Annotated in this window: 22 protein-coding genes; 15 read left to right on the top strand and 7 right to left on the bottom strand. The window is 64.0% G+C overall.

Going from position 1 to position 23,292, the window contains the following annotated elements; translation table 11 throughout:
* Positions 1–44 precede the first annotated feature (44 nt).
* Together arcA and Q2941_RS01140 are read right to left on the bottom strand one after the other, a co-directional pair.
* Positions 45–1,307 carry an arginine deiminase gene (arcA, locus tag Q2941_RS01145; protein ID WP_027521053.1) on the bottom strand — a complete coding sequence of 421 codons (1,263 nt, stop codon included), beginning with the start codon at positions 1,305–1,307 and terminating at the stop codon, positions 45–47.
* Between the two features lie 28 nt (positions 1,308–1,335).
* Positions 1,336–2,769: a basic amino acid/polyamine antiporter gene (locus Q2941_RS01140; RefSeq protein WP_458191311.1), complete on the bottom strand. Its 1,434-nt coding sequence runs from the start codon at positions 2,767–2,769 to the stop codon at positions 1,336–1,338.
* Between the two features lie 277 nt (positions 2,770–3,046).
* Between Q2941_RS01140 and Q2941_RS01135 the strand changes: the two genes are divergently transcribed.
* Entirely contained in the window at positions 3,047–3,550 is a 504-nt protein-coding gene (locus Q2941_RS01135) for a DUF1269 domain-containing protein (protein ID WP_254113161.1), read from the top strand.
* Between the two features lie 16 nt (positions 3,551–3,566).
* Here Q2941_RS01135 and Q2941_RS01130 read toward each other — a convergent pair whose 3' ends face one another.
* A complete protein-coding gene (locus Q2941_RS01130; RefSeq protein WP_027521056.1) occupies positions 3,567–4,280 on the bottom strand; it encodes a Bax inhibitor-1/YccA family protein in 714 nt (237 codons plus the stop codon).
* A gap of 228 nt (positions 4,281–4,508) precedes the next feature.
* Here Q2941_RS01130 and Q2941_RS01125 point away from each other — a divergent pair, with 228 nt between their 5' ends.
* The 14 genes from Q2941_RS01125 to Q2941_RS01060 all read left to right on the top strand — a co-directional run bounded on the left by Q2941_RS01125 (position 4,509) and on the right by Q2941_RS01060 (position 19,665).
* Positions 4,509–4,739 carry a DUF6894 family protein gene (locus tag Q2941_RS01125; protein WP_027521057.1) on the top strand — a complete coding sequence of 77 codons (231 nt, stop codon included), beginning with the start codon at positions 4,509–4,511 and terminating at the stop codon, positions 4,737–4,739.
* A 181-nt stretch (positions 4,740–4,920) separates the two neighbouring features.
* Positions 4,921–6,360, top strand: coding sequence for a basic amino acid/polyamine antiporter (locus Q2941_RS01120; protein ID WP_458191310.1), 1,440 nt, complete (start codon positions 4,921–4,923; stop codon positions 6,358–6,360).
* A 32-nt stretch (positions 6,361–6,392) separates the two neighbouring features.
* Positions 6,393–6,632: a hypothetical protein gene (locus Q2941_RS01115; RefSeq protein ID WP_254113163.1), complete on the top strand. Its 240-nt coding sequence runs from the start codon at positions 6,393–6,395 to the stop codon at positions 6,630–6,632.
* Between the two features lie 42 nt (positions 6,633–6,674).
* Entirely contained in the window at positions 6,675–7,811 is a 1,137-nt protein-coding gene (locus tag Q2941_RS01110) for an AI-2E family transporter (protein WP_458191309.1), read from the top strand.
* Positions 7,808–8,410, top strand: coding sequence for a hypothetical protein (locus Q2941_RS01105; protein ID WP_458191308.1), 603 nt, complete (start codon positions 7,808–7,810; stop codon positions 8,408–8,410). Before Q2941_RS01110 ends, Q2941_RS01105 begins: the two co-directional genes overlap by 4 nt.
* Before the next feature lies 1 nt (position 8,411).
* The gene (locus tag Q2941_RS01100; protein WP_458191307.1) at positions 8,412–8,897 is read left to right on the top strand and encodes a DUF992 domain-containing protein; all 486 of its coding nucleotides are present in this window, start codon (positions 8,412–8,414) and stop codon (positions 8,895–8,897) included.
* A gap of 158 nt (positions 8,898–9,055) precedes the next feature.
* On the top strand, positions 9,056–9,613 hold the full coding sequence (locus tag Q2941_RS01095) for an HdeD family acid-resistance protein (RefSeq protein WP_458191306.1): 558 nt from the start codon (positions 9,056–9,058) through the stop codon (positions 9,611–9,613).
* Positions 9,614–9,631: 18 nt separating this feature from the next.
* The gene (locus Q2941_RS01090) at positions 9,632–9,955 is read left to right on the top strand and encodes a twin-arginine translocation signal domain-containing protein (RefSeq protein ID WP_458191305.1); all 324 of its coding nucleotides are present in this window, start codon (positions 9,632–9,634) and stop codon (positions 9,953–9,955) included.
* A 43-nt stretch (positions 9,956–9,998) separates the two neighbouring features.
* On the top strand, positions 9,999–10,280 hold the full coding sequence (locus tag Q2941_RS01085; RefSeq protein ID WP_245287936.1) for a hypothetical protein: 282 nt from the start codon (positions 9,999–10,001) through the stop codon (positions 10,278–10,280).
* A 46-nt stretch (positions 10,281–10,326) separates the two neighbouring features.
* The gene (locus tag Q2941_RS01080) at positions 10,327–11,547 is read left to right on the top strand and encodes an efflux RND transporter periplasmic adaptor subunit (protein ID WP_035661079.1); all 1,221 of its coding nucleotides are present in this window, start codon (positions 10,327–10,329) and stop codon (positions 11,545–11,547) included.
* Positions 11,544–14,696: an efflux RND transporter permease subunit gene (locus Q2941_RS01075; RefSeq protein ID WP_458191304.1), complete on the top strand. Its 3,153-nt coding sequence runs from the start codon at positions 11,544–11,546 to the stop codon at positions 14,694–14,696. The genes Q2941_RS01080 and Q2941_RS01075 overlap by 4 nt, the downstream gene beginning before the upstream one ends.
* A 3-nt stretch (positions 14,697–14,699) precedes the next feature.
* Positions 14,700–15,770, top strand: a complete 1,071-nt coding sequence (locus tag Q2941_RS01070; RefSeq protein WP_027521066.1) for an HlyD family secretion protein — start codon at positions 14,700–14,702, stop codon at positions 15,768–15,770.
* Positions 15,767–18,550 (top strand): ribosome-associated ATPase/putative transporter RbbA, encoded by a 2,784-nt coding sequence (rbbA, locus tag Q2941_RS01065; RefSeq protein WP_458191303.1) that lies wholly within the window; start codon positions 15,767–15,769, stop codon positions 18,548–18,550. The genes Q2941_RS01070 and rbbA overlap by 4 nt, the downstream gene beginning before the upstream one ends.
* Before the next feature lie 2 nt (positions 18,551–18,552).
* Complete coding sequence (locus Q2941_RS01060; RefSeq protein ID WP_458191302.1) at positions 18,553–19,665, top strand: ABC transporter permease; 1,113 nt, start codon at positions 18,553–18,555, stop codon at positions 19,663–19,665.
* A 12-nt stretch (positions 19,666–19,677) separates the two neighbouring features.
* Here Q2941_RS01060 and Q2941_RS01055 read toward each other — a convergent pair whose 3' ends face one another.
* The 4 genes from Q2941_RS01055 to Q2941_RS01040 are packed head-to-tail and all read right to left on the bottom strand — an operon-like array spanning position 19,678 to position 23,266.
* A complete protein-coding gene (locus Q2941_RS01055) occupies positions 19,678–20,445 on the bottom strand; it encodes an SDR family NAD(P)-dependent oxidoreductase (protein ID WP_458191301.1) in 768 nt (255 codons plus the stop codon).
* Positions 20,442–21,557, bottom strand: a complete 1,116-nt coding sequence (locus tag Q2941_RS01050; RefSeq protein WP_027521070.1) for an ABC transporter ATP-binding protein — start codon at positions 21,555–21,557, stop codon at positions 20,442–20,444. The genes Q2941_RS01055 and Q2941_RS01050 overlap by 4 nt, the downstream gene beginning before the upstream one ends.
* Before the next feature lie 10 nt (positions 21,558–21,567).
* Entirely contained in the window at positions 21,568–22,425 is an 858-nt protein-coding gene (locus Q2941_RS01045; RefSeq protein WP_027521071.1) for a carbohydrate ABC transporter permease, read from the bottom strand.
* On the bottom strand, positions 22,418–23,266 hold the full coding sequence (locus Q2941_RS01040) for a carbohydrate ABC transporter permease (protein WP_458191325.1): 849 nt from the start codon (positions 23,264–23,266) through the stop codon (positions 22,418–22,420). The genes Q2941_RS01045 and Q2941_RS01040 overlap by 8 nt, the downstream gene beginning before the upstream one ends.
* Positions 23,267–23,292 lie beyond the last annotated feature (26 nt).

Below are 23,292 nucleotides of genomic sequence, written 5' to 3'. Positions count from 1 at the left end.
ATGGCGATCCGCCACCACGCCCAAGCGCTCGAGTCCGTCCGCCCCTAGTAATCCACCGCGTCCCGAGTGATCGGACAGGTCATGCAATGACCGCCACCCCGGCCGCGGCCGAGTTCTGCGCCGACGATGGTGATCACCTCGATCCCCTCCTTGCGCAGCAAGGTGTTGGCATAGGTGTTGCGGTCATAGGCGAATACGACCCCGGGCGACGCGCAGACCAGATTGGCGCCGCTGTCCCACTGCGTACGCTCGCGCATATAGGCGGTGCCACCAGTCTCGACGACGCGCAGCTTCTTCAGGCCCAGCGCCTCCGCGACGACCTGCACGAACGGCTTCTCGTCCTTGCGCAGCTCGATACCGGTGGCGTTGTTTGCGGGCCGGTACGAGAACGCCCTGATGGTGTCGACGATGTCGGGATAGATCAGCACGCAATCGCGATCGGCGAAGGTGAAGACGGTGTCGAGATGCATCGCCGCGCGGAGCTTGGGCATCGCGGCCACGATCACGCGCTCGGCCGCCTTCCTCTTGAACAAGGCAGCTGCAAGCTGGCTGATCGCCTGCCGCGAGGTGCGCTCGCTGAGGCCGATCAGGACGTTGCCTTTGCCGATCGGCATCACGTCGCCGCCTTCCAGGGTGGCAAGGCCATGATCCTGGGTCGGGTCACCCCACCAGACGTTGACCTTCCCCGCAAAGTCCGGATGGAACTTGTAGATGGCCGTGGCGAGGATCGGCTCTTCATGCCGTGCCGGCCAATAGAGCGAATTGAGGGTGACGCCGCCATAGATCCAGCAGGTCGTATCCCGCGTGTACAGCGTATTGGGCAGCGGCGGCAGCAGATACTCGGTCATGCCGGCTGCCTCGCGAATGAGCCGCAGCGTTTCGCCGCCATGGGCGTCCGGAAAATCGTAGGTGGAAACACCGCCGATCAAGGTTTCGGCCAGGTCACGCGGCTTGAGGCTTTCCAGATAGGCGCGCAGGTCATCGACGATATCTGGCCCGACCTGGTTGGGAACGACCTGGTTGTCGAGGATCCATTTCCTGGCCTCAGGGATCGCGACGGTCTCGGTGAGCAGATTATGCATCTCGACCACTTCGATGCCGCGGTCGCGCATCTTCTGCACGAAATCGAAATGATCGCGCTTGGCGTTGTCGACCCAGAGCACGTCGTCGAACAGCAACGTGTCGCAATTGGAGGGCGTGAGGCGTTGATGGGCACGGCCCGGCGAGCAGACCATCACCTTGCGCAACTGTCCGACCTCAGAATGCACGCCGAAAGCAGTGGAGGAGTCCGAAGCTTGCTTTGCCATGGGAGCTGCCTTGCCTAGATGGTCTCGCCTAGATGGTGATGTAGCCGGTGGCCAATCCATGAACTCCGATCACGGCGCCGATCACGGCCACGATGAAGATGACCCATTCGACCGGCTTGAAGACCTTTGCCTTCTGCTCAAGGCGGGCCCAGAAATACAAAACCGTACCGGGCGCGTAGAGAATGGCGGCCAGCAGCAGGTATTTCATCCCCGCCGCATAGATCAGAAACAGCGTGTAGACGACGGCGATGCCGGTGAAGATCAGGTCGCGCCTGCGCTGGTCCGGGCGCTTCTCATAGGTCTCGCCCCGCCTGACCAGCAAGAGCCCGTAGGCGGCGACCAGGAAAAATGGAATGAGGTTCATGACGCTCGTCAAATTGAGCATGAATGCGAAGGCGTCTCGCGACCAATAGGTGCTGATCACGAAGAGCTGGACGACCACGTTCGTCAACCACAGCGCGGCGGCCGGCACCTTGTTCGCGTTCTCCGTGCCGAACACCGCCGGCATGTCTCTGGTCCGGCCGGCGGCGGAGAGCACTTCGGCGCAGATCAGCGACCAGGCGAGATAGGCGCCCAACACCGAAACCAAAAGTCCAATGCTGACGAAGACGGCGCCCCAGTGCCCGACGACCGCCTCCAGCACAGTCGCCATTGACGGCTGCCGCATGTCCGCGATCTCGGCGCGCGGGAGCACGGCATAGGGCAGCATGGTGACGAACACCATCAGGCTCGTCACGATCACGAAGCCGAGGATCGTTGCGGCGCCGACATGGGCACGCTCCCTGGCATAGCGCGAATAAACGCTGGCGCCCTCGATGCCGAGAAAGACGAACACCGTGACCAGCATGGTCGCGCGAATCTGCTCGAACAGACTCTTGTCCGGCATGCCCTCGCCGCCCCAGAAATTGGCGCGGAACATATCCGCCTTGAAGGCGAAGATCAGGATCGCGATGAAGACCAGGATCGGCACGATCTTGGCGATGGTGACGATGGTGTTGATGGCGGTCGCCTGCTGTACGCCGCGCAAGATCATGAAGTGGAACAGCCAGATGCCGATCGAGGCGACGATGATCGCGGTGACGGTATTGCCATCGCCGAACACGGGAAAGAACGCGCCGAGCGTCGACTTGATCAGCACCCAGTAGGATACGTTGCCGATGCAGCTCCCGGACCAGTAGCCGAGCGCCGAGAGGAACCCTGGATAGTCACCAAATCCTGCCTTCGCATAGGCATAGACGCCGGCATCGAGATCGGGCTTGCGTTCGGCCAGCGACTGGAAGACGCGGGCCAGCGTGTACATGCCGCCGCCGGCGATGCACCAGGCAAAGATGGCTCCGAACGGGCCCGTTGCGATGCCGAAGGTCCGCGGCAACGAGAAGATGCCCGAGCCGACCATCGACCCGACCACCATCGCGGTCAGCGCGAACAGTGAAAGCTTCTGGATCGATGACGTCGCGGTCATGGAGGCCTCGCGCAGCCAATCGGCTTTTGGCAGTGCTTGCGACGATGCGCCTTCGGACCCGCAGGGAATATCGGGTGATTACCTAGTCGTGGATCAGGATTTCCCTCCTCGCCGGGGATCTCCGCCGATCGCGCGCACGTACCCCTTGGCTCATCAGAACATTCATCCTTTGAGCCCAGGGTTTTCTCCGATGCCGCGCGTAGCGCCCGCGGACTAGCGTCACGCCGGAGCACACCATCAGCATCCTGCCCAGCCGACAAAGCTCAAGGAGGTTTCGATGTCCGATCTCGTCGCGATCGTGTACCCGACCGAGGCAAAAGCCGAGGAAGTGCGTCAGCGCCTCCTCAAATTGCAGAAGGAATACCTCATCACCATCAGCGACGCCGTGATCGCCGTCAAAACCGATACCGGCGGCATCAAGCTCAACCAACTCGTCAACACGACCGCCGTAGGAGCGATGACGGGAAGCTTCTGGGGGCTGTTGATCGGCGTCTTGTTCCTGAACCCGATCCTCGGCGTCGCGGTCGGAGCGGCCTCCGGCGCGCTCGGCGGCGCGTTGTCCGATTTCGGCATCGACGATGCCTTCATGAAGGAGCTGTCCGGCAACCTCCATACCGGCAACGCGGCGCTGTTCGTCCTGATCAAGCACATGACGGCGGACAAGGTGCTCAAGGAGATCAAGGACGCCGGCGGCGTCGTGCTGAAGACCTCGCTCGACGAGAGCAAGGAAAAGATGCTGCGCGACGCGCTCGCCAGCGCAGCAGAGCGGCCGGCGGCTTGATGCCGCCTTCCGCCGCTCAGCGGCGGCTTCCGGCGAGGCGCAGCAGCATCATGAACAGGTTGATGAAGTTGAGGTAGAGCGACAGCGCCGATATCACGGACTTGCGGCCTGCCGACGTCTCATCGTCCGCGCTGTCGTACATCGCCTTGATGCGTTGGGTGTCGTAGGCGGTGAGGCCTGCAAAGACGCCGACGCCCACGATCGAGATCAGCCAGTCGAGCCCGGTCGACCTCAGGAAGAGGTTGACCAGGCTTGCGATGATGATGCCGATCAGGCCCATGAACAGGAAGGTGCCGACCCCGGACAGGTCGCGCCTCGTCGTATATCCGAACAGGCTGAGTGCGCCGAAGGTCGCAGCGGTGATGAAGAACACGCGGGTGATCGAAGCGCTCGTGTAGATGTGGAGCAGGATCGAGAGCGATATGCCGACGAGGGCGGCATAGACAAAAAACAGCGTCCTCGCCGTCGAGACCGACAGCGTATTGATGCGCGATCCCAGGAAGAATACCAGCGCGAGCGGCGCCAGGATGAAGACCCACATCACCGGGCTTTGCAGCCAGGAGGGATCGACCAGCTGATAGGTCAGCCAGGCCGCAACCGCGGTCACGCCGACGCCCGCGGCCATGTGATTGTAGATCCGCAACATGTAGTCGCGCAGTCCGGCGTCAATCGCGATCGCGCTGCCGCCGGCCTGGCCTGAGCCCGCCAGGTTCTGATCATAGTTCGACATCGCTTTCCTCCTCTCGCGCGTCGGGGCGATGAGATCACGCTATTCCGGTGCGCAGGTCCCGGACATCGGCTGATCACCCGAGGAACCGAGGCAAGATTCCCCTAGTCCGGGGCGCCCGCCTCCACCTTACGAAAGCGCAATCCGCCGGCCCGCTCGGCATCCCGTTGGCGGATGTGCCTTACGGGTTTGTCACTGGCAGCCGTCCACGCCCCAGCTTAATGCAGCAGCATGCGCTATTTCTTTCATATCGTCGACAGATATGGCCTCTTCCCCGACTGGATTGGATGCGAGTACGCCGACCAGGATGCGGCGCTGGAGCACGCCAGGCGGCTTGCAGCCGAACTCGCCAAGACAGGCGAGTTCTTTCGGTCGAGCTTCGTATTCGTGGCGCGGGCCTCGGCACCCGGTTCGCTGTCGCGTTCCGACCAGCCCGCGGCCAGGCAGGTCGCCGGAGCCTGAAGGCGGCACTCCCCAGGAGCCCGGCGATGCCAATTTACGGCCATCGCCCTCTACAGAGAATCCCTGATGTGCGGGCGGGAATGCCGCCTCTAAGGTCGCAGATCTGAGGCCGGCCGACATCCTGCGATCCACGCGGACCGTCGTATCAGGCTCATTTCCGATCGGGAGGCCATTCCCTGTCATGGCTCCTTCGTCGAACGAGGCCGCTCAGACGCTGTCACGCAGCGCGCTCACCGCGCTCGTGATCGGGTCGATGGTGGGTTCGGGCATCTTCGCATTGCCCGCATCCTTCGGCCGCGCCACCGGGGTGCTTGGGGCGATCATCGCCTGGATCATTGCGGGCACCGGTATGCTGATGCTGGCGCTGGTGTTCCAGGCGCTCGCACGTCGCAAGCCGGAGCTGGACGCCGGAATCTACGCCTATGCCAAGGCCGGATTCGGAGATTACATCGGCTTCGCCTCAGCAGCCGGCTACTGGATCGGCTGCTGTCTCGCCGACGTCACCTGTCTCATCCTGATCAAGGCCACGCTCGGACAGTTCTTTCCCGTGTTCGGCGACGGCACGACGCCGACGGCGATCGCGGCGGCGTCCGTGCTGCTGTGGGGCGTGCATGTCCTGGTGTTGCGCGGCATCAAGGGAGCGACCACCCTCAATACGATCGCAACCTACGCCAAGATCGTCCCGATCCTGGCATTCATCATCGTGGCGATCTTCACCGTGGACGCTGAACGCTTGTCACAAAGCTTCTGGGGAACGGACGAGCCATCCCTTCCGGACGTCTTCGCGCAGGTCCGCGGCACGATGCTGCTCACCGTCTTCGTCTTTGTCGGGATCGAGGGGGCAAGCGTGTACTCCCGCTACGCCAGGGACCGCTCCGATATCGGAGTTGCGACCGTCATGGGCTTCCTGATCGTCTTGAGCCTTCTCGTCCTCGTCACGCTCCTGTCCTACGGCGTGCTGCCGCGCGAGGCGCTGGCGACGCTTCCGACGCCGTCGATGGCCGGCGTGATGGAAGCGATGGTCGGCCGCTGGGGCAGCATCTTCATCAGCGTCGGGCTCCTGATCTCGATCCTCGGAAATTACCTGTCATGGTCGCTGCTGGCGGCCGAGATCCTGCATTCGGCCGCGATGAACCGCACCATGCCCTCGTTCCTCGGCAGAGTGAACGCACACCAGGTGCCGGCGGGCGCGCTCTGGCTCACCAACTGTGTCATCCAGGCATTTCTTCTCGTTACCTGGTTTGCGGAATATGCCTTCACGCTCGCACTGAAGATGACAAGCGCGATGACCCTGATCCCATATTTCTTCGTCGCCGCGTATGGGCTGAAGCTCGCCTCTCTCGGCGAGACCTACGATGCCGGCGAGCGCGCCCGCAGAGTCGACTGGGTCCGCTCGGCCGTCGCGACGCTCTATGCCGCCGGCATGATCTATGCGGGCGGGCCAAAATTTCTGCTGCTGTCGACCATCCTGTACGCACCCGGAACGGTGCTGTTCTTCCTCGCCAAGCGCGAGCGCAAGGAGACGACGTTCCGGCCGTTCGAAGCCGTCACATTCGCAGCGCTGGCGGCCGCTGCATGCGCCGGCATCTATGCGCTGACCGTCGGAGCGATCTCGATCTGAACCATTCGTTTGGTTGTCAATTGGAGGCGAGCATGAACATCCGGGCCCTCTGCGCCGGTCTGATCCTTGGACTGATGGCGGTGACTGCACCCTCGACCCCGTCCCTGTCGCAGTCCGACACCAAGGGCGTGGCCGCGCCGAAAGAACCAGGCGCAGCCGCGCCCAGCACCACCGCCACACCCAATACCAATATGAACCCGACGAAGCATCGCTACTGGCGCCATCGCGGCGGCACGCATCCGCACTATGGCAGCCGTCGGGTTCGCACCTAGAGCAACGAAGAGACCGCCGAGATCCCGCGAACTGGTCGATCGATGAGCGACACCCGGATCGGACAAGACAGGCTGCGCGAGGTGGCGCGGCGCGACGAAGCCGACCCCGCCGGAGGCGACGGCCGGCGCAGCCTGCTCACGACGGGACTCACTCTGCTCGCTGCGTGCGTCGCACTGTTTCTGGCATGGCAATCCGTTTCGAGCCTGCTCGTCGTCTTCGCGGGCGTGTTGTTTGCGGCCTTGCTGGACGCCGCCGCGCGGGCGCTCGCGCCAGCCCTCCCGCTCAAGCGTGTCTGGCGATTGACGCTCGTGCTTCTGTTCCTCACCGCCCTGTCGGGACTTGGTCTCGTTTGGGGTGCGCGCAAGCTGCCGGAGCAGACACGAATATTGCTCAAGGTGATGGATGCCCAGCTCGACATCCTTCAGGAGCATCTGTTGTCGTACGGCGTCGATCTGCTCGGTCCGGAATGGGGCCGGGATTTCGCGCAATGGCTGTTCTCCGATCAAGGCCGGCTCCTGAGCCACGCCCAGTTCGTGCTGGGAGGCGCCTCGAGCGTGCTGACCGCTACGCTCGTGATCCTGTTCCTTGGAATCCTCTTTGCGTTCGATCCCACCAGCCATCGTGAAAGCCTGGTCATGCTGGTGAAGCCGTCATATCGGACACGGACGCGCGAGGTGATGGACGAGATGGGCAACGTCATGCGGCTCTGGTTCGTCGGACAACTGATCCGCATCATCCTGATGACGCTGTGCGTCTGGGTCGCGCTTTACCTGATCGGGCTGCCCGGTCCATTCGTGCTTGGACTCCAGGCAGGCTTGTCGAACTTCATCCCGTATCTCGGGCCCATCGTTGCCGCCATTCCGATCGCGCTCGTCGCGATGCCGCTCGGCGGCTCGCTGCTGATCTGGGCCGTCGTCGTCTACACCATCATCCAGTCGATCGAAGGCTATGTGATCGGCCCACTGATCCAGCGTCAGGCCGTGGAAATTCCACCGGCCTGGACCCTGGTCGCGATCGTCCTGTTGGGCGCGCTGTTCGGCGTCATGGGCATTGCGCTGGCGATGCCGCTGGTCGCCATCGGCCGGGTCGCGATCATCAGATTCTATGTCGAGGATTATCTCGGCGATGGTCCCAGACTGGCGCTGAACAACGGCAAATCACGCGTGGGTGACCCATGAATGACACTGAGCGCGAGATGGATACACAACAGGCGGAGAGCGGCGAAGCTCATTCCGGCATGGCCCATTTCCTGTGGCAGCAGCTTCCTTATGTCGTGGCGCTGGTGCTGGCCGTCGCGGGCGTCGCCTACACCAATGTCTCGCGCCAGCCCCTGGTCGGCTATTGGGAGTTCCTGGCACTCGCCATCGGCGTGGTCTGTGTCATCACCAAATGGCCGGAGGTCGACGGCAAGGAAGCCAAGTTGCGGTTGATCTGGACACAGGCGCTGCACTGGGTCGCCGTCCTGGTCACGATGAACATCATCCTGGTGTCGGGCGTGCAGCAGCTGCTTCCGACACCGGCAACCGGCCTCGTCTTGCTGACGTTGCTCGCGCTCGGAACGTTCCTGGCGGGCGTCAGTCTTCTGTCGCTGCAAATTGCCTTCCTCGGCCTTGCGATGGGCTTGGCCGTTCCGGCGATATCCTGGCTGAAGCAATCTTTCTTCTTCTTCCTGCTGGGCGCCGTGCTCCTCATCGGCCTCGCCCTTACCTTCTGGCTTCGCCAGGACCGGCGGCCGAGGACCGCGCCCGCCGACACCAAGACGCACATGGAGGACTGACATGCGAATGACACGGATCGTTGCAGTGATCGGCGTATCGGCGCTGCTATGCACGTTCACGCTGCCCGCGCGCGCGGAGACCTTCAGGGTCGGCCGGCTCCTGTGCTTCAGCAATCCGCGCGTCGGGCTGGTGCTCGGATCGGCGCAGACGCTGCGATGTGTGTTCTACACGGGAAATCCGCCGCGGCAGTACATCTATGAAGGACGGATCCGGCGCATTGGCCTTGATATCGGTGTGACCAGCGCAGGCACCCTCTCCTGGGCGGTGCTCTCCAAGAACTCGCGCATCGGCCCCGCCACCTTGCGCGGCAACTATGTGGGCGCGAGCGGCAATTTAGCGCTGGGGCCCGGCCTCGGCGCCAACGTCCTGATCGGAGGCTCGCGGCGCAGCGTGATGCTGCAGCCGCTCTCCATCGAGCGATCAATCGGACTCAATCTCGCAGCCGGCGTCACCAATCTGACACTGGGGCCGAGGGGACGGCGATAGCAATTCACCGGCGTTTCTCGCGCGATCGCAGCGCCGCCATTCATGCAAATTGGAATATTCCCGCTCCACTGCTCAGGGTTTCGTCGGATGTCGGCGCTGCGGGTTCCAAGCTAGCATTCAGGCGTGTCGATCGAGCCATTGCCGATGAGGAGCATGGCATGACAGCCTATGACAGCCGAACCGAGATCGAGGGTTTCGTTCCGCCCCCATTCTGGGTCTGCGCGCTCCTGGGCATCGTGCTGATCGCCGCCGGTCTCTTTGCTCTCGGCGACGTCGTGTTCGCAACGCTCATCAGCGTCAAGCTGATCGGCGTGATTGCGATCGCGGCCGGCGCGTTCGAGATCATGCACGCCTTCTGGACCAGGGGATGGGGCGGCTTCCTGTGGCAGGTTCTGCTTGGCGTGCTCTATCTGGGGCTCGGTTTCCTGCTGCTCAGCCAGCCTGTGTCAGGCGCTCTCATCCTGACCTACTTCCTCGGCGCGATACTGTTCGCCTCGGGCGCCATTCGCTGCGTGCTGAGTTTCGCGCGTTGGCGGCAGAACGGATGGATGATGCTCATCTCTGGCGCCTTTGCAACACTCGCAGGTCTCGTGATCCTGCTCGGATTCCCCGAGATCAGCGTCTGGGCCCTTGGATTCCTTTTGGGCGTCGACCTGATCTCGCATGGCCTGGCGTGGCTGCTCTATGCGCTGCAGTCCGTGCGGCGGACTGTGTGACAGGAAGAGGAGAAGATGATGAACGCTCCCACCCGCCGTGCTTTCCTCGGCTTTGCCCAGAATGCCGTTGCCGCCGCAGCGATCGGCGCCATCGGCGTTCGCTTGATCGAGGCCGCGGAAGCAATGCCGATCGCTCCCGATCTCGGGCAGGCGGGGATGCCATCCGATCTCGCGACGCAAGCGCAATGGGGACCGGGACCCGGCTGGGGACCTGGAACTGGCCCCGGTTGGGGACAAGGCCCCGGCTGGGGGCGACCGCCACCACCGCCGCCGCGGCGCAGGCGCCGCTGGGTCTGCTGGTGGCATCGCGGCCGTCGTCAATGCGGATGGCGGTGGCGCTAGGAGCTGTCGCAAACCGACGCGGTCCATCGGCAGCAGGTTTGTCGTGAAGACAATTCAGGCTCTCAACCAGACGATGGAGGACACCATGCACACGAAGAACCAATGGCTCCTTGCGGCCGTGCTGGCTGTCCTTCTCGTCGTGGCCACCTGGTATTGCGTGGCGGTGTGGCAGGCAACGCCCATGCCGCTCTACGGCAACATCATCCTGGCAGTCGCCGCGATCTTCATACTGGTCTCGGGCTGCGGCCTTATCGCGCTGATGTTCTACAGCCGTCGCAAGGGCTACGACGAGCCTGCTCGCAGCAACCGCACGCCGCGGGAATGAGTGAGGCCTGCGCCACTGATTTCAGGGCCGGGGCAAGGAGCGGACGATGGACCTTGCACAAGCCTCGGTCAGACTGCTGATGGCAAGCCTCGTGACGATCATCACCGGCGGGACAGCCTTGACACAGCCTGCTCCCGCCGGTCCTCCCGCGGTCGGTGTCGTGGAAGCGGCCAAGCGGCCGATCACCGAGACCAGCGAATTCATCGGGCGGATCGAAGCGATCAATCGCGTCAACGTCGTCGCACGCGTCACCGCGTTTCTGGAAAAGCGGTTGTTCGTGGAAGGCGCGGAAATCAAGTCCGGAGATCAGCTCTATCATCTCGAACGCGGCCCCTTCGAAGCCGACCTCGAGTCAAAGCAGGCACAGGTGGCGCAGCTCCAGGCGACGCTCGAAAACGCCAAATTGACCACCGAACGCGCACGCACGCTGCTCGGCGGACCGGCCGGACAACAATCGACCTACGATGCCGCTATTGCGAACCAGCGCAGCCTGGAAGCACAGGTACAGGCTGCTCAGTCACAGGTCGATGCATCACGGATCAATCTCGACTACACCGTGATCAGCGCAGCGATCGACGGCAAGATCGGACGCACGTCAGTCACCGAGGGCAACGTCGTCAGTCCGAGTTCGGGCGTTCTGACCACCATCGTCAGCCAGGACCCGATGTACGTCACCTTCCCCGTGCCGCTTCGCCAGGGGCTGGAATTGCGCGAACGGTATGGTCCGAAAGGCGGCCTGGAAGCCGTGGTGATCAGGTTGCGGCTCCCCGACGGCCGCATGTATGGCCAGGCTGGCAAGCTGAATTTCGTCGACAACACCATCGCGCAAAACACCGACACGGTCACCGTGCGCGGCGAAATCGCCAACCCGATCCTGCGGGCGCCTTCGGCCGCGGGCGTGACCGTCCACGAACTGACCGACGGCGAATTCGTCACCGTCGTGCTCGAAGGCGTCGAGCCCGTCGAGGTGCTGGCGATCCCCCGCTCCGCCGTGCTCTCGGACCAGCAGGGTGATTATGTCCTCACCGTCGGTGGCGACAACAAGGCCGAGCAGCACCGCGTCAAGCTCGGACAATCGACGCCGACCATCGCCGCCGTGATCAGCGGGCTCACCGCCGGCGACAAGGTCATTGTCGAGGGCTTGCAGCGGGCCCGCCCCGGCCAGGTCGTCGTGCCCGGTCCGGCAAGCCCGCTGATCCTGTCGAGCATGAACGCTGCCACAAGCGACACTGGCACTTCTGGCGAAGCTGTGGGCACCAAGCGATGATGTCAGCGGTTTTCATCGATCGCCCGCGACTGGCGATGGTGATCGCATTCATCATCACCATCGCCGGTGCACTCGCGGTGATGCAGATCCCGGTGGCGCAGTTTCCGGACATCGTGCCGCCGCAGGTCTCGGTCTCCGCCACCTTCCCCGGCGCATCCGCGGAGGTGGTCGAAGGCAGCGTCGCCCAGCCACTGGAGGCGCAGGTCATCGGCGTGGACCGCGCCCTCTATATGAAATCGACCAGTGCCAATGACGGCACCTATACGCTTACCGTTTCTTTCGCTCTCGGCACCAACCCCGACATCAATACGGTCAACGTCAACAATCGCGTCCAGAGCGCACTGTCGCAACTGCCGACGGAGGTCCAGCAACAGGGCGTCACGGTGCGCAAGCGGTCCTCGGCGATCCTGCAATTCCTGGCGCTCTACAGCGCCGACGGGCAGCAGGATCCGCTTTTCATCACCAACTACGCCATCATCAACGTGCTCGATGCCCTCGCCAGCACGCCGGGGGTCGGCCAGACCAATCTGTTCGCCAAAATGAACTACTCGATGCGGATCTGGTTCGATACGCAGCGGCTGACCAGCCTCAATCTGACTCCGTCGGACGTCATTGCCGCGATCCGTGCGCAAAGCGTCCAGGCACCGGTCGGCCGCATCGGCGCGCGGCCGATCAGCGATGACCAGCAATTCCAGTTCAATGTTCAGACCCTCGGCCGGCTCGCCACCACCGATCAATTCGCCAACATCGTGCTGCGCGCCAATCCGGACGGCTCCTCGCTCCTGGTGAAGGACGTCGCCCGGGTCGAGATGGGCGCGCAAAATCTCGACAGCGAAGCGCGGATCGATGGACGCTCTGCCGTGCCGATCGCGATCTATCTCGCACCGGGCGCCAATGCCGTGACGACAGCGAAGGCGGTCGCAGCCACGATGCAACGTCTGTCCAAGCGCTTCCCAACCGGGCTCAGCTACCTCGTACAATACGACTCCACGAGCTTCGTGTGGGATACGATCACCGAAGTCCTGCGGGCGCTTGCCGAGGCCTTCGTTCTGGTCGTGATCGTGGTCTACCTCTTCCTTGGCAATCTCCGCGCTACCGTGATCCCGGCCGTGGCCGTTCCCGTAAGCCTGATCGGTACTTTCGCAGTGCTGCTGGTGGCCGGCTATTCGGCCAACACCGTGTCATTGCTCGCGATGGTGCTCGCCATCGGCATCGTCGTCGACGACGCGATCGTGGTGGTCGAGAACGTGGAACGCGTGATGGAGGAAGAGCCGGCGCTGTCCGCCGTCGAGGCCAGCAAGAAAGCCATGACGCAGATCACGGCGCCGATCATCGCGATCACGCTGGTGCTGCTCTCCGTCTTCGTGCCGATTGCGTTCATTCCGGGCATTTCCGGCACGCTGTTTCGCCAGTTCGCGGTCACGATCAGCGCCGCGATGATCATTTCGGCATTGAACGCGCTGACATTGTCGCCGGCGCTCTGCGCGCTTTTCCTGCGTCACACCGGGCCCAGGCGCGGCATCATCGGGCGCGTGCTTGGCGGGATCGACTGGCTGCGTGACCGCTACAGCAGCGGCGTGCGCCGACTGTTGCGTGTGGCTGTACTCTCCCTCCTATTCGCTGCCGTCTTCGCCGCCGGGATCTTCGGCATGTCGCTGATCACGCCGACGGGATTCCTCCCCGAGGAAGACCAGGGCGCCTTCTTCACGTCGGTGCAACTCCCCGACGGCGCATCGGTCGCACGCACCAGCGAGGTCACACAAAAGATCGAGGACATCCTGAAGAACATGCCGGCGGTTGATCACGTCCTCGCCGTCATCGGCTTCTCACTGCTCGACGGCGCATCCGAGCCGAACAGCGCGCTGGTCGTGACCCGACTCAAGCCTTTTGCCGATCGCAAGGCGGCGGCCGATTCTGCACAGGCATTGATCGCGCAAACCTTCGCAGCCGGAGCACAGATCCCGCAGGCAAACGTGCTGCCCTTCAACATGCCGCCGATCATCGGCCTCTCGACCTCCGGCGGGTTCGAATACCAGCTCCAGGCGCTGGAAGGACAGAGCCCCGCGGCGATTTCCAGCGTCACCGGCGCACTGATCAGCGCCGCCAACGCCGATCCGCGGCTGGCGCGCGTCTTCTCGACCTTCACCGCGACCAATCCTTCGATCTTTCTCGACATCGACCGTCGCAAGGCGCAGGCGCTCGGCGTCAACGTCAGCGACATCTTTACCGCCTTGCAGGCGACGCTCGGCGGCATCTACGTCAACAACTTCAACCTGTACGGCCGCACCTGGCAGGTCAACGTGCAGGGCGAGGCGTTCGATCGCGCCGATATCTCCGACATCTGGCGGATCTACTTGCGCAACGACACCGGCCAGATGGTGCCGATACGGTCGCTGGCCGGCATCAAGATCGTGACCGGACCGCAGGTGATCACCCGCTACAACAACTATCGCTCGGTGACTGTGAACGGCAGCCCGGCGCCAGGCATCTCGTCCGGCACGGCGATAGCCGCCATGGCGGAGATCTCGAACACCGTGCTGCCGGCAGGCTACGGTTTCGAATGGACCGGCACGGCCTATCAGGAGCAGCAAGCCGCCGGCCAGACCGGCATCGTGCTGATGCTCGCCGTATTGTTTGCCTATCTGTTCCTGGTCGCTCTCTACGAAAGCACGGTGATCCCGATCCCGGTGCTGCTGTCGGTCGTCGTCGGCGTACTCGGCTCATATGTCGGTATCAAGATCGCCGGCCTCAATCTCGATCTCTATGGCCAGATCGGCCTCGTGGTCCTGATCGCGCTCGCCGCCAAGAACGGCATCCTGATCGTCGAATTTGCAAAGGAGCAGCGGGAGGCGGGCGTGGCGCTCGCCGATGCCGCGGTTCAGGGGGCGCACATGCGGTTTCGCGCGGTCATGATGACATCGGTTGCGTTCATCCTCGGTCTCCTGCCGCTCGTCATCGCAACCGGTGCCGCCGAGCTCAGCCGCCGCGCGGTCGGCACCGCCGTGTTCGCCGGCATGCTCGCCGCCAGTTCGATCGGGATCTTCATGGTGCCGATGCTCTACGTGACGTTCCAGCGCCTGCGCGAGCGGGCGAAGGCGAAATCTGGATCAAACACCCACCTGACGCCGCCTGTCGATGAAACGGCCTAGACTATGACGCGCAATCGAAAACGCTGGCTGATCGCCCTCCTTGTCGTGGCCCTCGGCGTGGGGGGCTACCTTGCCTGGCAGAAGCTGGGGGGCGACAGCCTTCCGCCCGGCTTTGCCAGCGGCAACGGCCGCATCGAGGCTGTCGAGATCGATATCGCAACCAAGACGCCGGGACGCATCAGGGACATCCTCGTGAGAGAGGGTGATCTGGTCTCGGCCGGACAGCCGCTGGCACAAATGGATACTGCCCAACTTGAGGCGCAGTACCGCCAGGCCCAGGCGCAACTGCGGCGCGCCACGATCGGGATCGACACGGCCAAGAGTCTCGTGACCCAGCGCGAGGCCGAGAAGAAGACGGCGACCGCCGTGATTAGCCAGCGCAGCGCGGAGTTCGATGCTGCCGATCGAAGGCTACAGCGTTCCGAAACATTGATCAGGACCAACGCAGTGTCCCAGCAGGTGCTCGACGACGACCGCGCGGCCGCCAACGGCGCGCGCGCAGCTGTGGCCGCGTCGGAGGCCCAACTCGCCGGCTCAGAAGCCGCGATCAGCGCTGCCGAAGCCCAAGTCGTCGATGCCGAGGCTGCCGTCGAGGCGGCGAAGGCAGCCATCGAGAGTATAAAGGCCGACCTCAACGACTCGACGCTGCGCGCCCCGCGCGACGGGCGCGTGCAGTTCCGCGTCGCCCAGCCCGGCGAGGTGCTTTCCGCCGGCGGACGCGTGCTCAATCTCGTCGACCTCGGCGACGTCTACATGACCTTCTTCCTGCCGACGGCGCAGGCCGGCCGCGTCGCGATCGGCTCGGAGGTCCGCCTCGTGCTCGACGCCGCGCCGCAATGGGTCATTCCGGCCAAGGCGACGTTCGTCGCCAGCGTTGCTCAGTTCACGCCGAAGACCGTCGAGACCGAGGAGGAGCGCCAGAAGCTGATGTTCCGCGTCCGTGCGCATATCTCGCCGGACCTGCTGCGAAGAAACATCGAGCAGGTCAAGACAGGCCTGCCCGGCCGCGCCTTCGTCCGGCTCGACCAGAACGCCGAGTGGCCGGCCCAACTGACGGAACATCTGGTCAAATGAACGTCGCGTCGAACGGCGATCAGTCAGCTTCTTCGGCGCCGGTCATACGCCTGGAAGCGGTCGGGCTGTCCTATGACAGGACTCGCGCACTGGACGGCATCACGCTCGACATTCCCGCAGGCCGCATGGTTGGATTGATCGGACCTGACGGTGTCGGCAAATCCAGCCTGCTTTCGCTCATCGCCGGGGCTCGCGCGATCCAGGAAGGCCGCGTCCACGTGCTCGGCGGCGACATCGCGGACGCTGCGCACCGGCGGCGGACCTGCCCGCAGATCGCCTACATGCCGCAGGGCCTGGGCAAGAACCTCTACCCGACCCTCTCCGTGTTCGAGAATGTCGATTTCTTCGGCCGTCTGTTCGGACACGACCGGCATGAGCGCGAGGAACGCATACAGCAACTCCTCAAGGACACTGGCCTCGCCCCGTTCATAGACCGGCCCGCAGGTAAGCTGTCGGGCGGCATGAAGCAGAAGCTCGGCCTCTGCTGCGCGCTGATTCACGATCCCGATCTCCTGATCCTCGACGAGCCGACCACCGGCGTCGATCCGCTCTCGCGCCGGCAGTTCTGGGAGCTGATCGAGACGATCCGAAAGGATCGTCCCGGCATGAGCGTCATCGTCGCGACCGCCTATATGGAGGAAGCCGCGCGCTTCGACTGGCTCGTTGCAATGAATGACGGGCGGGTGCTGGCGACCGGCACCCCGGCGGAGCTGCTGCGACAGACCGGCGCCGACAATCTCGATGCCGCCTTCATTGCCCTGTTGCCTCAGGAGCAGCGACGGGGTTACAAGGAGGTGGTGATCCCGCCACGCGCGAGCGGGCATGACGACGACATCGCGATCGAGGCCGAGCAACTGACAGTCCGGTTCGGCGACTTCACGGCGGTCGATCATGTGAGCTTCCGCATCGCTCGCGGCGAGATCTTTGGCTTCCTCGGCTCGAACGGCTGCGGCAAGACCACGACGATGAAGGTGCTGACCGGGCTGCTGCCCGCCAGCGAAGGCGAAGCCAGGCTGTTCGGGCACGAAGTCGATCCCAACGACATGGATGTTCGGCGGCGCGTCGGCTACATGTCGCAGGCCTTTTCGCTCTACTCCGAGCTGACAATCCGCCAGAACCTGGAGCTGCACGCGCGCCTGTTCCGCCTCGCGCCTGACACGATCGACGGACGGGTCCGCCAGATGGTCGAAGACTTCGACCTCACCGATGTCATCGACGCACTGCCCGACGCGCTGCCGCTCGGTGTGCGCCAGCGCCTGTCGCTTGCGGTCGCCATGATCCACGCGCCCGACATCCTGATCCTGGACGAGCCGACCTCCGGCGTCGACCCGGTCGCTCGCGATGGCTTCTGGCAGATCCTGTCCGACCTGTCACGGCGCGACAATGTCACGATCTTCGTGTCCACCCATTTCATGAACGAGGCGGAGCGCTGCGACTGCATCTCGCTGATGCATGCCGGCAAGGTGATGATCAGCGACACGCCGGCGGGGATCGCGGAGCGTCGCGGCGGCGGCAACCTGGAGGAAGCCTTCGTCGCCTATCTGAAGGACGCGATCGCCGCAACAGACGCGCGTGAGGCGCGCGCCACGCCGCATGTCACGCCCGAGCCTGCCGCCGCCAAGGCGCACGGCGCCATGCACAACGCCCTAAGCTTCTTCGATCCCCGACGCATGTTTGCCTACACGCAGCGGGAGGCGCTCGAGCTCAGGCGCGATCCGATCCGCGCCACGCTGGCGATCCTCGGCAGCCTGATCCTGATGTTCGTGATGGGCTACGGCATCAATATGGACGTCGAGAATCTCTCCTTCGCCGTCATGGACCGCGACGACACCACCATCAGCCGCGACTACGTCCTTCAGATCGCGGGGTCCCGCTATTTCACCGAGCTCGCGCCGATCACCGACTATGACGACCTCGACCGCCGCATGCGCAGCGGCGAGTTGAGCCTGGCCATCGAAATCCCACCCGGCTTCGGTCGCGACGTTGCGCGCGGCAGCGAGGTCCAGATCGGCGCCTGGGTCGACGGCGCGATGCCATCGCGCGCAGAGACCGTACGCAGCTACGTGCAGGCAATGCACGCGACATGGCTGACGCAGCGGGCCCGGCAGCTCCTGGGCAATGCCGCGACCACCGGCGACTACCAGCTCGAGGTTCGATTCCTCTACAACCCCGATATCAGAAGCATCGTCGCGATGGCGCCCGCCGTGATCCCGATCCTGCTGCTGATCATCCCGGCGATCCTGGCGACGCTGAGCGTCGTGCGCGAGAAGGAGCTCGGCTCGATCATCAACTTCTACGTCACGCCGGTCACCCGGATCGAGTTCCTGCTCGGCAAGCAGCTGCCCTATGTCGCTCTCGCCATGCTGAACTTCTTCCTGCTGACGGCTTTCGCCGTGTTTGCATTCGGCGTTCCCTTCAGGGGCAGCTTCGTGGCCTTCATGGCGGCCGCCCTCCTCTACGTCGTCATCACGACGGCGATGGGGCTCGTGATCTCCTCCTTCATGACGAGCCAGATTGCGGCGATCTTCGCGACCGCGCTGCTCACCATGATTCCGGCCACGCAATATTCGGGCCTGGTCGATCCGGTTTCCTCGCTCCAGGGCGCGGGCGCGATCATCGGGCGGATCTATCCGACGGCCCATTTCGTCACCATCACGCGCGGCACCTTCTCGAAGGGGCTGGATTTCGGCGACCTGACCGGACCGTTCGTCGCGCTGCTGATCACCATCCCCGTGCTGCTCGGGCTCGGCGTGCTGTTCCTGAAGAAACAGGCGAACTAGTCATGCGCGCAGGCAACATCATCCAGCTTGGCGTCAAGGAATTGCGCGGCCTGTTGCGCGATCCGATGATGCTGGGGCTGATCGTTTATGCCTTCACGGTCTCGATCTATACGTCTTCCAGGGCGCAGCCCGAGACGCTGAACCAGGCGGCGCTGGCCATCGTCGACGAGGACAGGTCGCCGGCCGCCACGCGCATCATCACTGCGTTCAGCCCGCCCTATTTCACGGTCCCGCGGCTGATCCCGCAGTCGGAGATGATGTCCCGCATGGACGCCGGGCTCGACACCTTTGCGCTCAACATCCCTCCCAACTTCCAGCGTGACCTGCTGGCGCAGAGATCGCCCGCCATCCAGCTCAACGTGGATGCGACGCGCATGTCCCAGGCTTTCACGGGCAGCGGCTACATCCAGTCCATCGTCAGCGACGAGGTCAGCGAGTTCCTGTCCCGCTACCGTTCGGCCGCGCCGCTGCCGATCGATCTGGCGCTGCGCGCGCGCTTCAATCCGGAGCTCAACAAAGGCTGGTTCGGCGCCATCAACAACGTCATCTCCTCGGTCACGATGCTCTCGATCATCCTGACCGGCGCAGCGCTGATCCGTGAGCGCGAGCATGGCACCATCGAGCATCTCCTGGTCATGCCGGTGACGCCGTTCGAAGTGATGGCGAGCAAGATCTGGTCGATGGGGCTCGTCGTTCTCGTCGCCGCCAGCGTCGCGCTGATCTTCATCGTACAGGGATTGCTCGCGGTCCGGATCGGGGGCTCGGTCCCGCTGTTCCTGTTCGGCACTGCGCTCTACCTCTTCGCCACCACCAGCATGGGCATCTTCCTCGCCACATCAGCCGGCACCATGCCGCAATTCGGTCTGCTCCTGATGCTGGTGCTGATGCCGCTCCAGATGCTGTCGGGCGCGACAACGCCAAGAGAGAGCATGCCGCAAATTATCCAGGACATCATGCTCGCCGCGCCGAACACCCATTTCGTCATCCTCGCGCAAGCCGTCCTGTTCCGTGGCGCGGGGCTGACCGTCGTGTGGCCGCAATTCGCGGCCTTGCTGGCGATCGGCGGGATCCTGTTCTTCGTGTCGCTTCGCCGCTTCCGGCAATTCCTGCGCTGAATGCGCGCCTGCCTAGCCGAGGCCCCCGTCGACCAGGAAGCACTGACGCGTGATGCGTTTGCTGTCGTCGGACGCTAGAAACAGTGCCATCCGCGCGACGTCGTCCGGCGTCACGGCGTCGGGAATGGCCTGCCGCGTGCGGAGCTCGGCGATCGCCTGCTCGTTCGGATACCAGAGCCGCCGCTGACGCTCCGTGATCACCATGCCGGGCGCAATCGCATTGACGCGGATACGGTCGGGGCCGACCAGCCGCGCGAGCGAGTTGGTGAAGCCGACGATCGCCGCTTTGGCCGCGGCGTAAACCGGCAGCGCCGGCCCGCCGCGCATCCAGGCCACCGACGACATGTTGATGATGGAACCGCCACCGCGTGACTGCATCTGCGGCACAACCGCTTGCGCGGCGAAGAAGACGTGCTTGAAGTTGACGCCAATCGTCCAGTCGAATTCTACCGGCGTCACCTCTGACAGCACCTGGCGCTGGTCGTTGGCGGCGTTGTTGACCAGCACCGCGGCATCGCCAAGCGTACCATGGACCCGTGCGATCGCCTCGCGCAGGACCTCGATGTCGAGCAAGTCGCACGGCACGAACAGCGGCGCTGCGCCGCCGGCGCCCGTCACCTCCCGCACCAAGGCTTCGCCGGCATCGGTGTCGATGTCGAGAAAGGCGACGCGGGCCTTTTGGGCCGCGAACGCGCGTACGAAGGCCGCGCCGATGCCGCTGGCGCCGCCGGTGATCAACACCACCTGGTCAGCAAGGCCCGGATAGCTCGTCCTGGTCATGCGATCAGTCGCTCCGTCTCGGGGTCGAACAGGCAGATGCGGCGCGTGTCGAGCGCGAACGCGGCGACCTCGCCAGGCACCGGCCGGATGTCCGGCGCGATCCGCGCCAAAGCGGACTCGCCGCCGAGCCGCAACAGCACGATGGTCTCCGCACCGGTGGGCTCGACCATCTCGACCGGCGCGTTGACGACGACGGGCGCGCCGGCGCCGTTGGAGAAACCGCGACTTCCCTCGGCGATGCATTCCGGCCTGATCCCGACCACGATGTCCCGGCCGACGAAGGAGGCAGCCGCGTCATACCCTTGCAGGCGCAGGCGGGCCTCGTCCGGCCGCCCCGCGCCGATCACGACCACCGGCCCGCCATTGTCCGCTTCGAGCCGCGCCTTCATGGTGTTCATCGGCGGCGAGCCCATGAAGCGCGCGACGAACAGGTTGGCCGGATAGCGGTACACGGTGTCGGGATCAGCGAACTGCTGCACCTCGCCCTGGTGCATGACGGCGATCCGCGTCGCCATCGTCATCGCCTCGATCTGGTCATGGGTGACGTAGACGATGGTGGCGCCGATGCGCTGATGCAGCCGCTTGATCTCCATCCGCATCTCGACACGCAGCTTGGCATCGAGATTGGACAGCGGCTCGTCGAACAGGAACAGCAGGGGATCGCGCACCAGCGCGCGGCCCATCGCCACGCGCTGCCGCTGGCCGCCGGACAGCTGCGACGGCTTGCGGCCGAGCAGCGGCTCGATCTGCAAGAGGCGAGCGACATTCGAAAGCGCCTTCTCCTGCTCCGCCTTCGGCACATGACGGCATTCCATGCCGAACGTGATGTTCTGCCGCACCGTCATCGACGGATAGAGCGCGTAGGACTGGAACACCATGGCGATGTCGCGGTCCTTGGGCGGGACGTCATTGACGACGCGTCCGCCGATCTCGATCGTTCCGTCGCTGGCGCGATCGAGCCCGGCGACGATGTTGAGCAGCGTGGACTTGCCGCAACCCGACGGCCCGACCAGCACGGTAAACTCGCCGCTCTCGATGTCGAGGTCGATGCCCTTCAGCACCTCCAGATTGGCGTAGCGCTTCGACAGGGCGCGAATGCTTAGTGCTGCCATGACAATCCCATCATTTCACGGCCCCTGCGGTAAGGCCGCGCACGAAGTACCTGCCGCCAAAGAGATAGATCAACAAGGTAGGCAGCGCCGCGATGATCACCGCAGCGCTCTGCACGCCGTGCTTCGGGATATCTGCGATCGCTGCAGATAGCGCGATGAGAGCGGCCGTGACAGGCTGCTGTTGGCCGGTCGTGAATGTTACGCCATAGAGGAACTCGTTCCAGATGTGCGTGAACTGCCAGATGACGGTAACGATCAGGATGGGAGACGAGAGCGGCAGAATGATGCGCCAGAAGATGCGAAAGAACCCGGCGCCATCGATCCGCGCGGCCCTGATCAGTTCATGGGGAATGGCGACATAGTAGTTTCGGCAGAACAAGGTCGTAAAGGAGAGCCCCTGGATCGTGTGAATCAGCACGAGACCGGTCAGCGTGTTGATGAGACCGATGTCCCGCAGCACGATGGTCCAGGGAAGCAGGCGCATCTGCTGGGGAAGGAAGAGGCCAAGGGTCACGATACCGTAGATCCAGCTATCGCCGCGAAAGCGCCAGAGCGACACGGCGTACCCGGCAATCGCACCGAGCAAGGTCGAGAAGATTGTGGCGGGAATCGTGACGAGCGCGGAGTTCAGCATATACGGCCGGATGCCAGCGCAGGTCTCGGCGACGCAGAAGCCGCTCCAGGCAGCGGCGTAGTTGCTCCAGGCCCAGTGTTTCGGCCAGCCGATCATCGAGGCCTGGGCGATCTCCTCATTGGTCCGCAGCGAGTTCAACACGACAACAACCAATGGCGCGAGCCAGGCTGCAGCCATCAACGAAACCACGAAATAGATCAAAATCCGGCTTGGCGCGAGGGCTCGGTCACGCATGGATCGCCCGCCGCCGCTGGAGATAACGCCACGCTGCATACGGCAGCAGCACCGCAAGAAGAATAAGCAACATGAGCACCGCCGCCGCCGCACCCCGGCCGAGCTGGCTGCGCTGGAACATGAGATCATAGACGACAAGAGCGGGCAGCTGGGTCGCGATCCCAGGCCCGCCATTCGTGAGCGCGCGGACGAGGTCGAAGGCCGAAATCGCGAACTGCAGCTGGACGACGACGACGGTGATGGTGATCGGCCACAGCGTCGGCAAAATGACGCGCCAGTAGGTTCGGATCGGTCCAGCGCCGTCAATCTGGGCGGCCTTGATGATGTCGGCATCGACGGACCGAAGGCCAGCAAGGAAGAGCGCCATGGCAAAGCCCGAAGATTGCCAGATCGCAGCGATGACAATCGTCCAGATTGCCATGTCGCGGTCGACCAGCCAGCCGAACCGGAAGGAGGTCCAGCCGAGGTCATGAACGAGCTTCTCGATCCCGATGCCAGGATTGAGCAGCCAGCTCCAGACCGTGCCAGTGACGACGAACGACACCGCCAAGGGATAGAGGAAGATGGATCGGAGCACGTTCTCGGCACGAATGCGCTGATCGAGCAGGATCGCAAGCATGAGGCCGGTCACCAGGCTCAGCAGCACGAAAGCGCTGCCAAACAGCAGCAGATTGTCGAAGGCGATCTGCCAGTTTCGTGACGCCAAGACCGCCGTGTAGTTGCGCAAGCCTACCCAGCCCGAGACCGGAACCAGAGTGGATGGCGTGAACGAAATCCAGATCGTCCAGATTGAAAACGAAATGAGGTGCGCTGCAGACAAGAGCAGCGGCACCCAAATCATCAGGTATTCGGGCAGCCGGCGCACCA

The organism is Bradyrhizobium sp. UFLA05-153 (assembly GCF_054185185.1).
The sequence above is the reverse complement of the archived record's forward strand: the minus strand, read 5'-3'. Positions and strand labels throughout refer to the sequence as shown.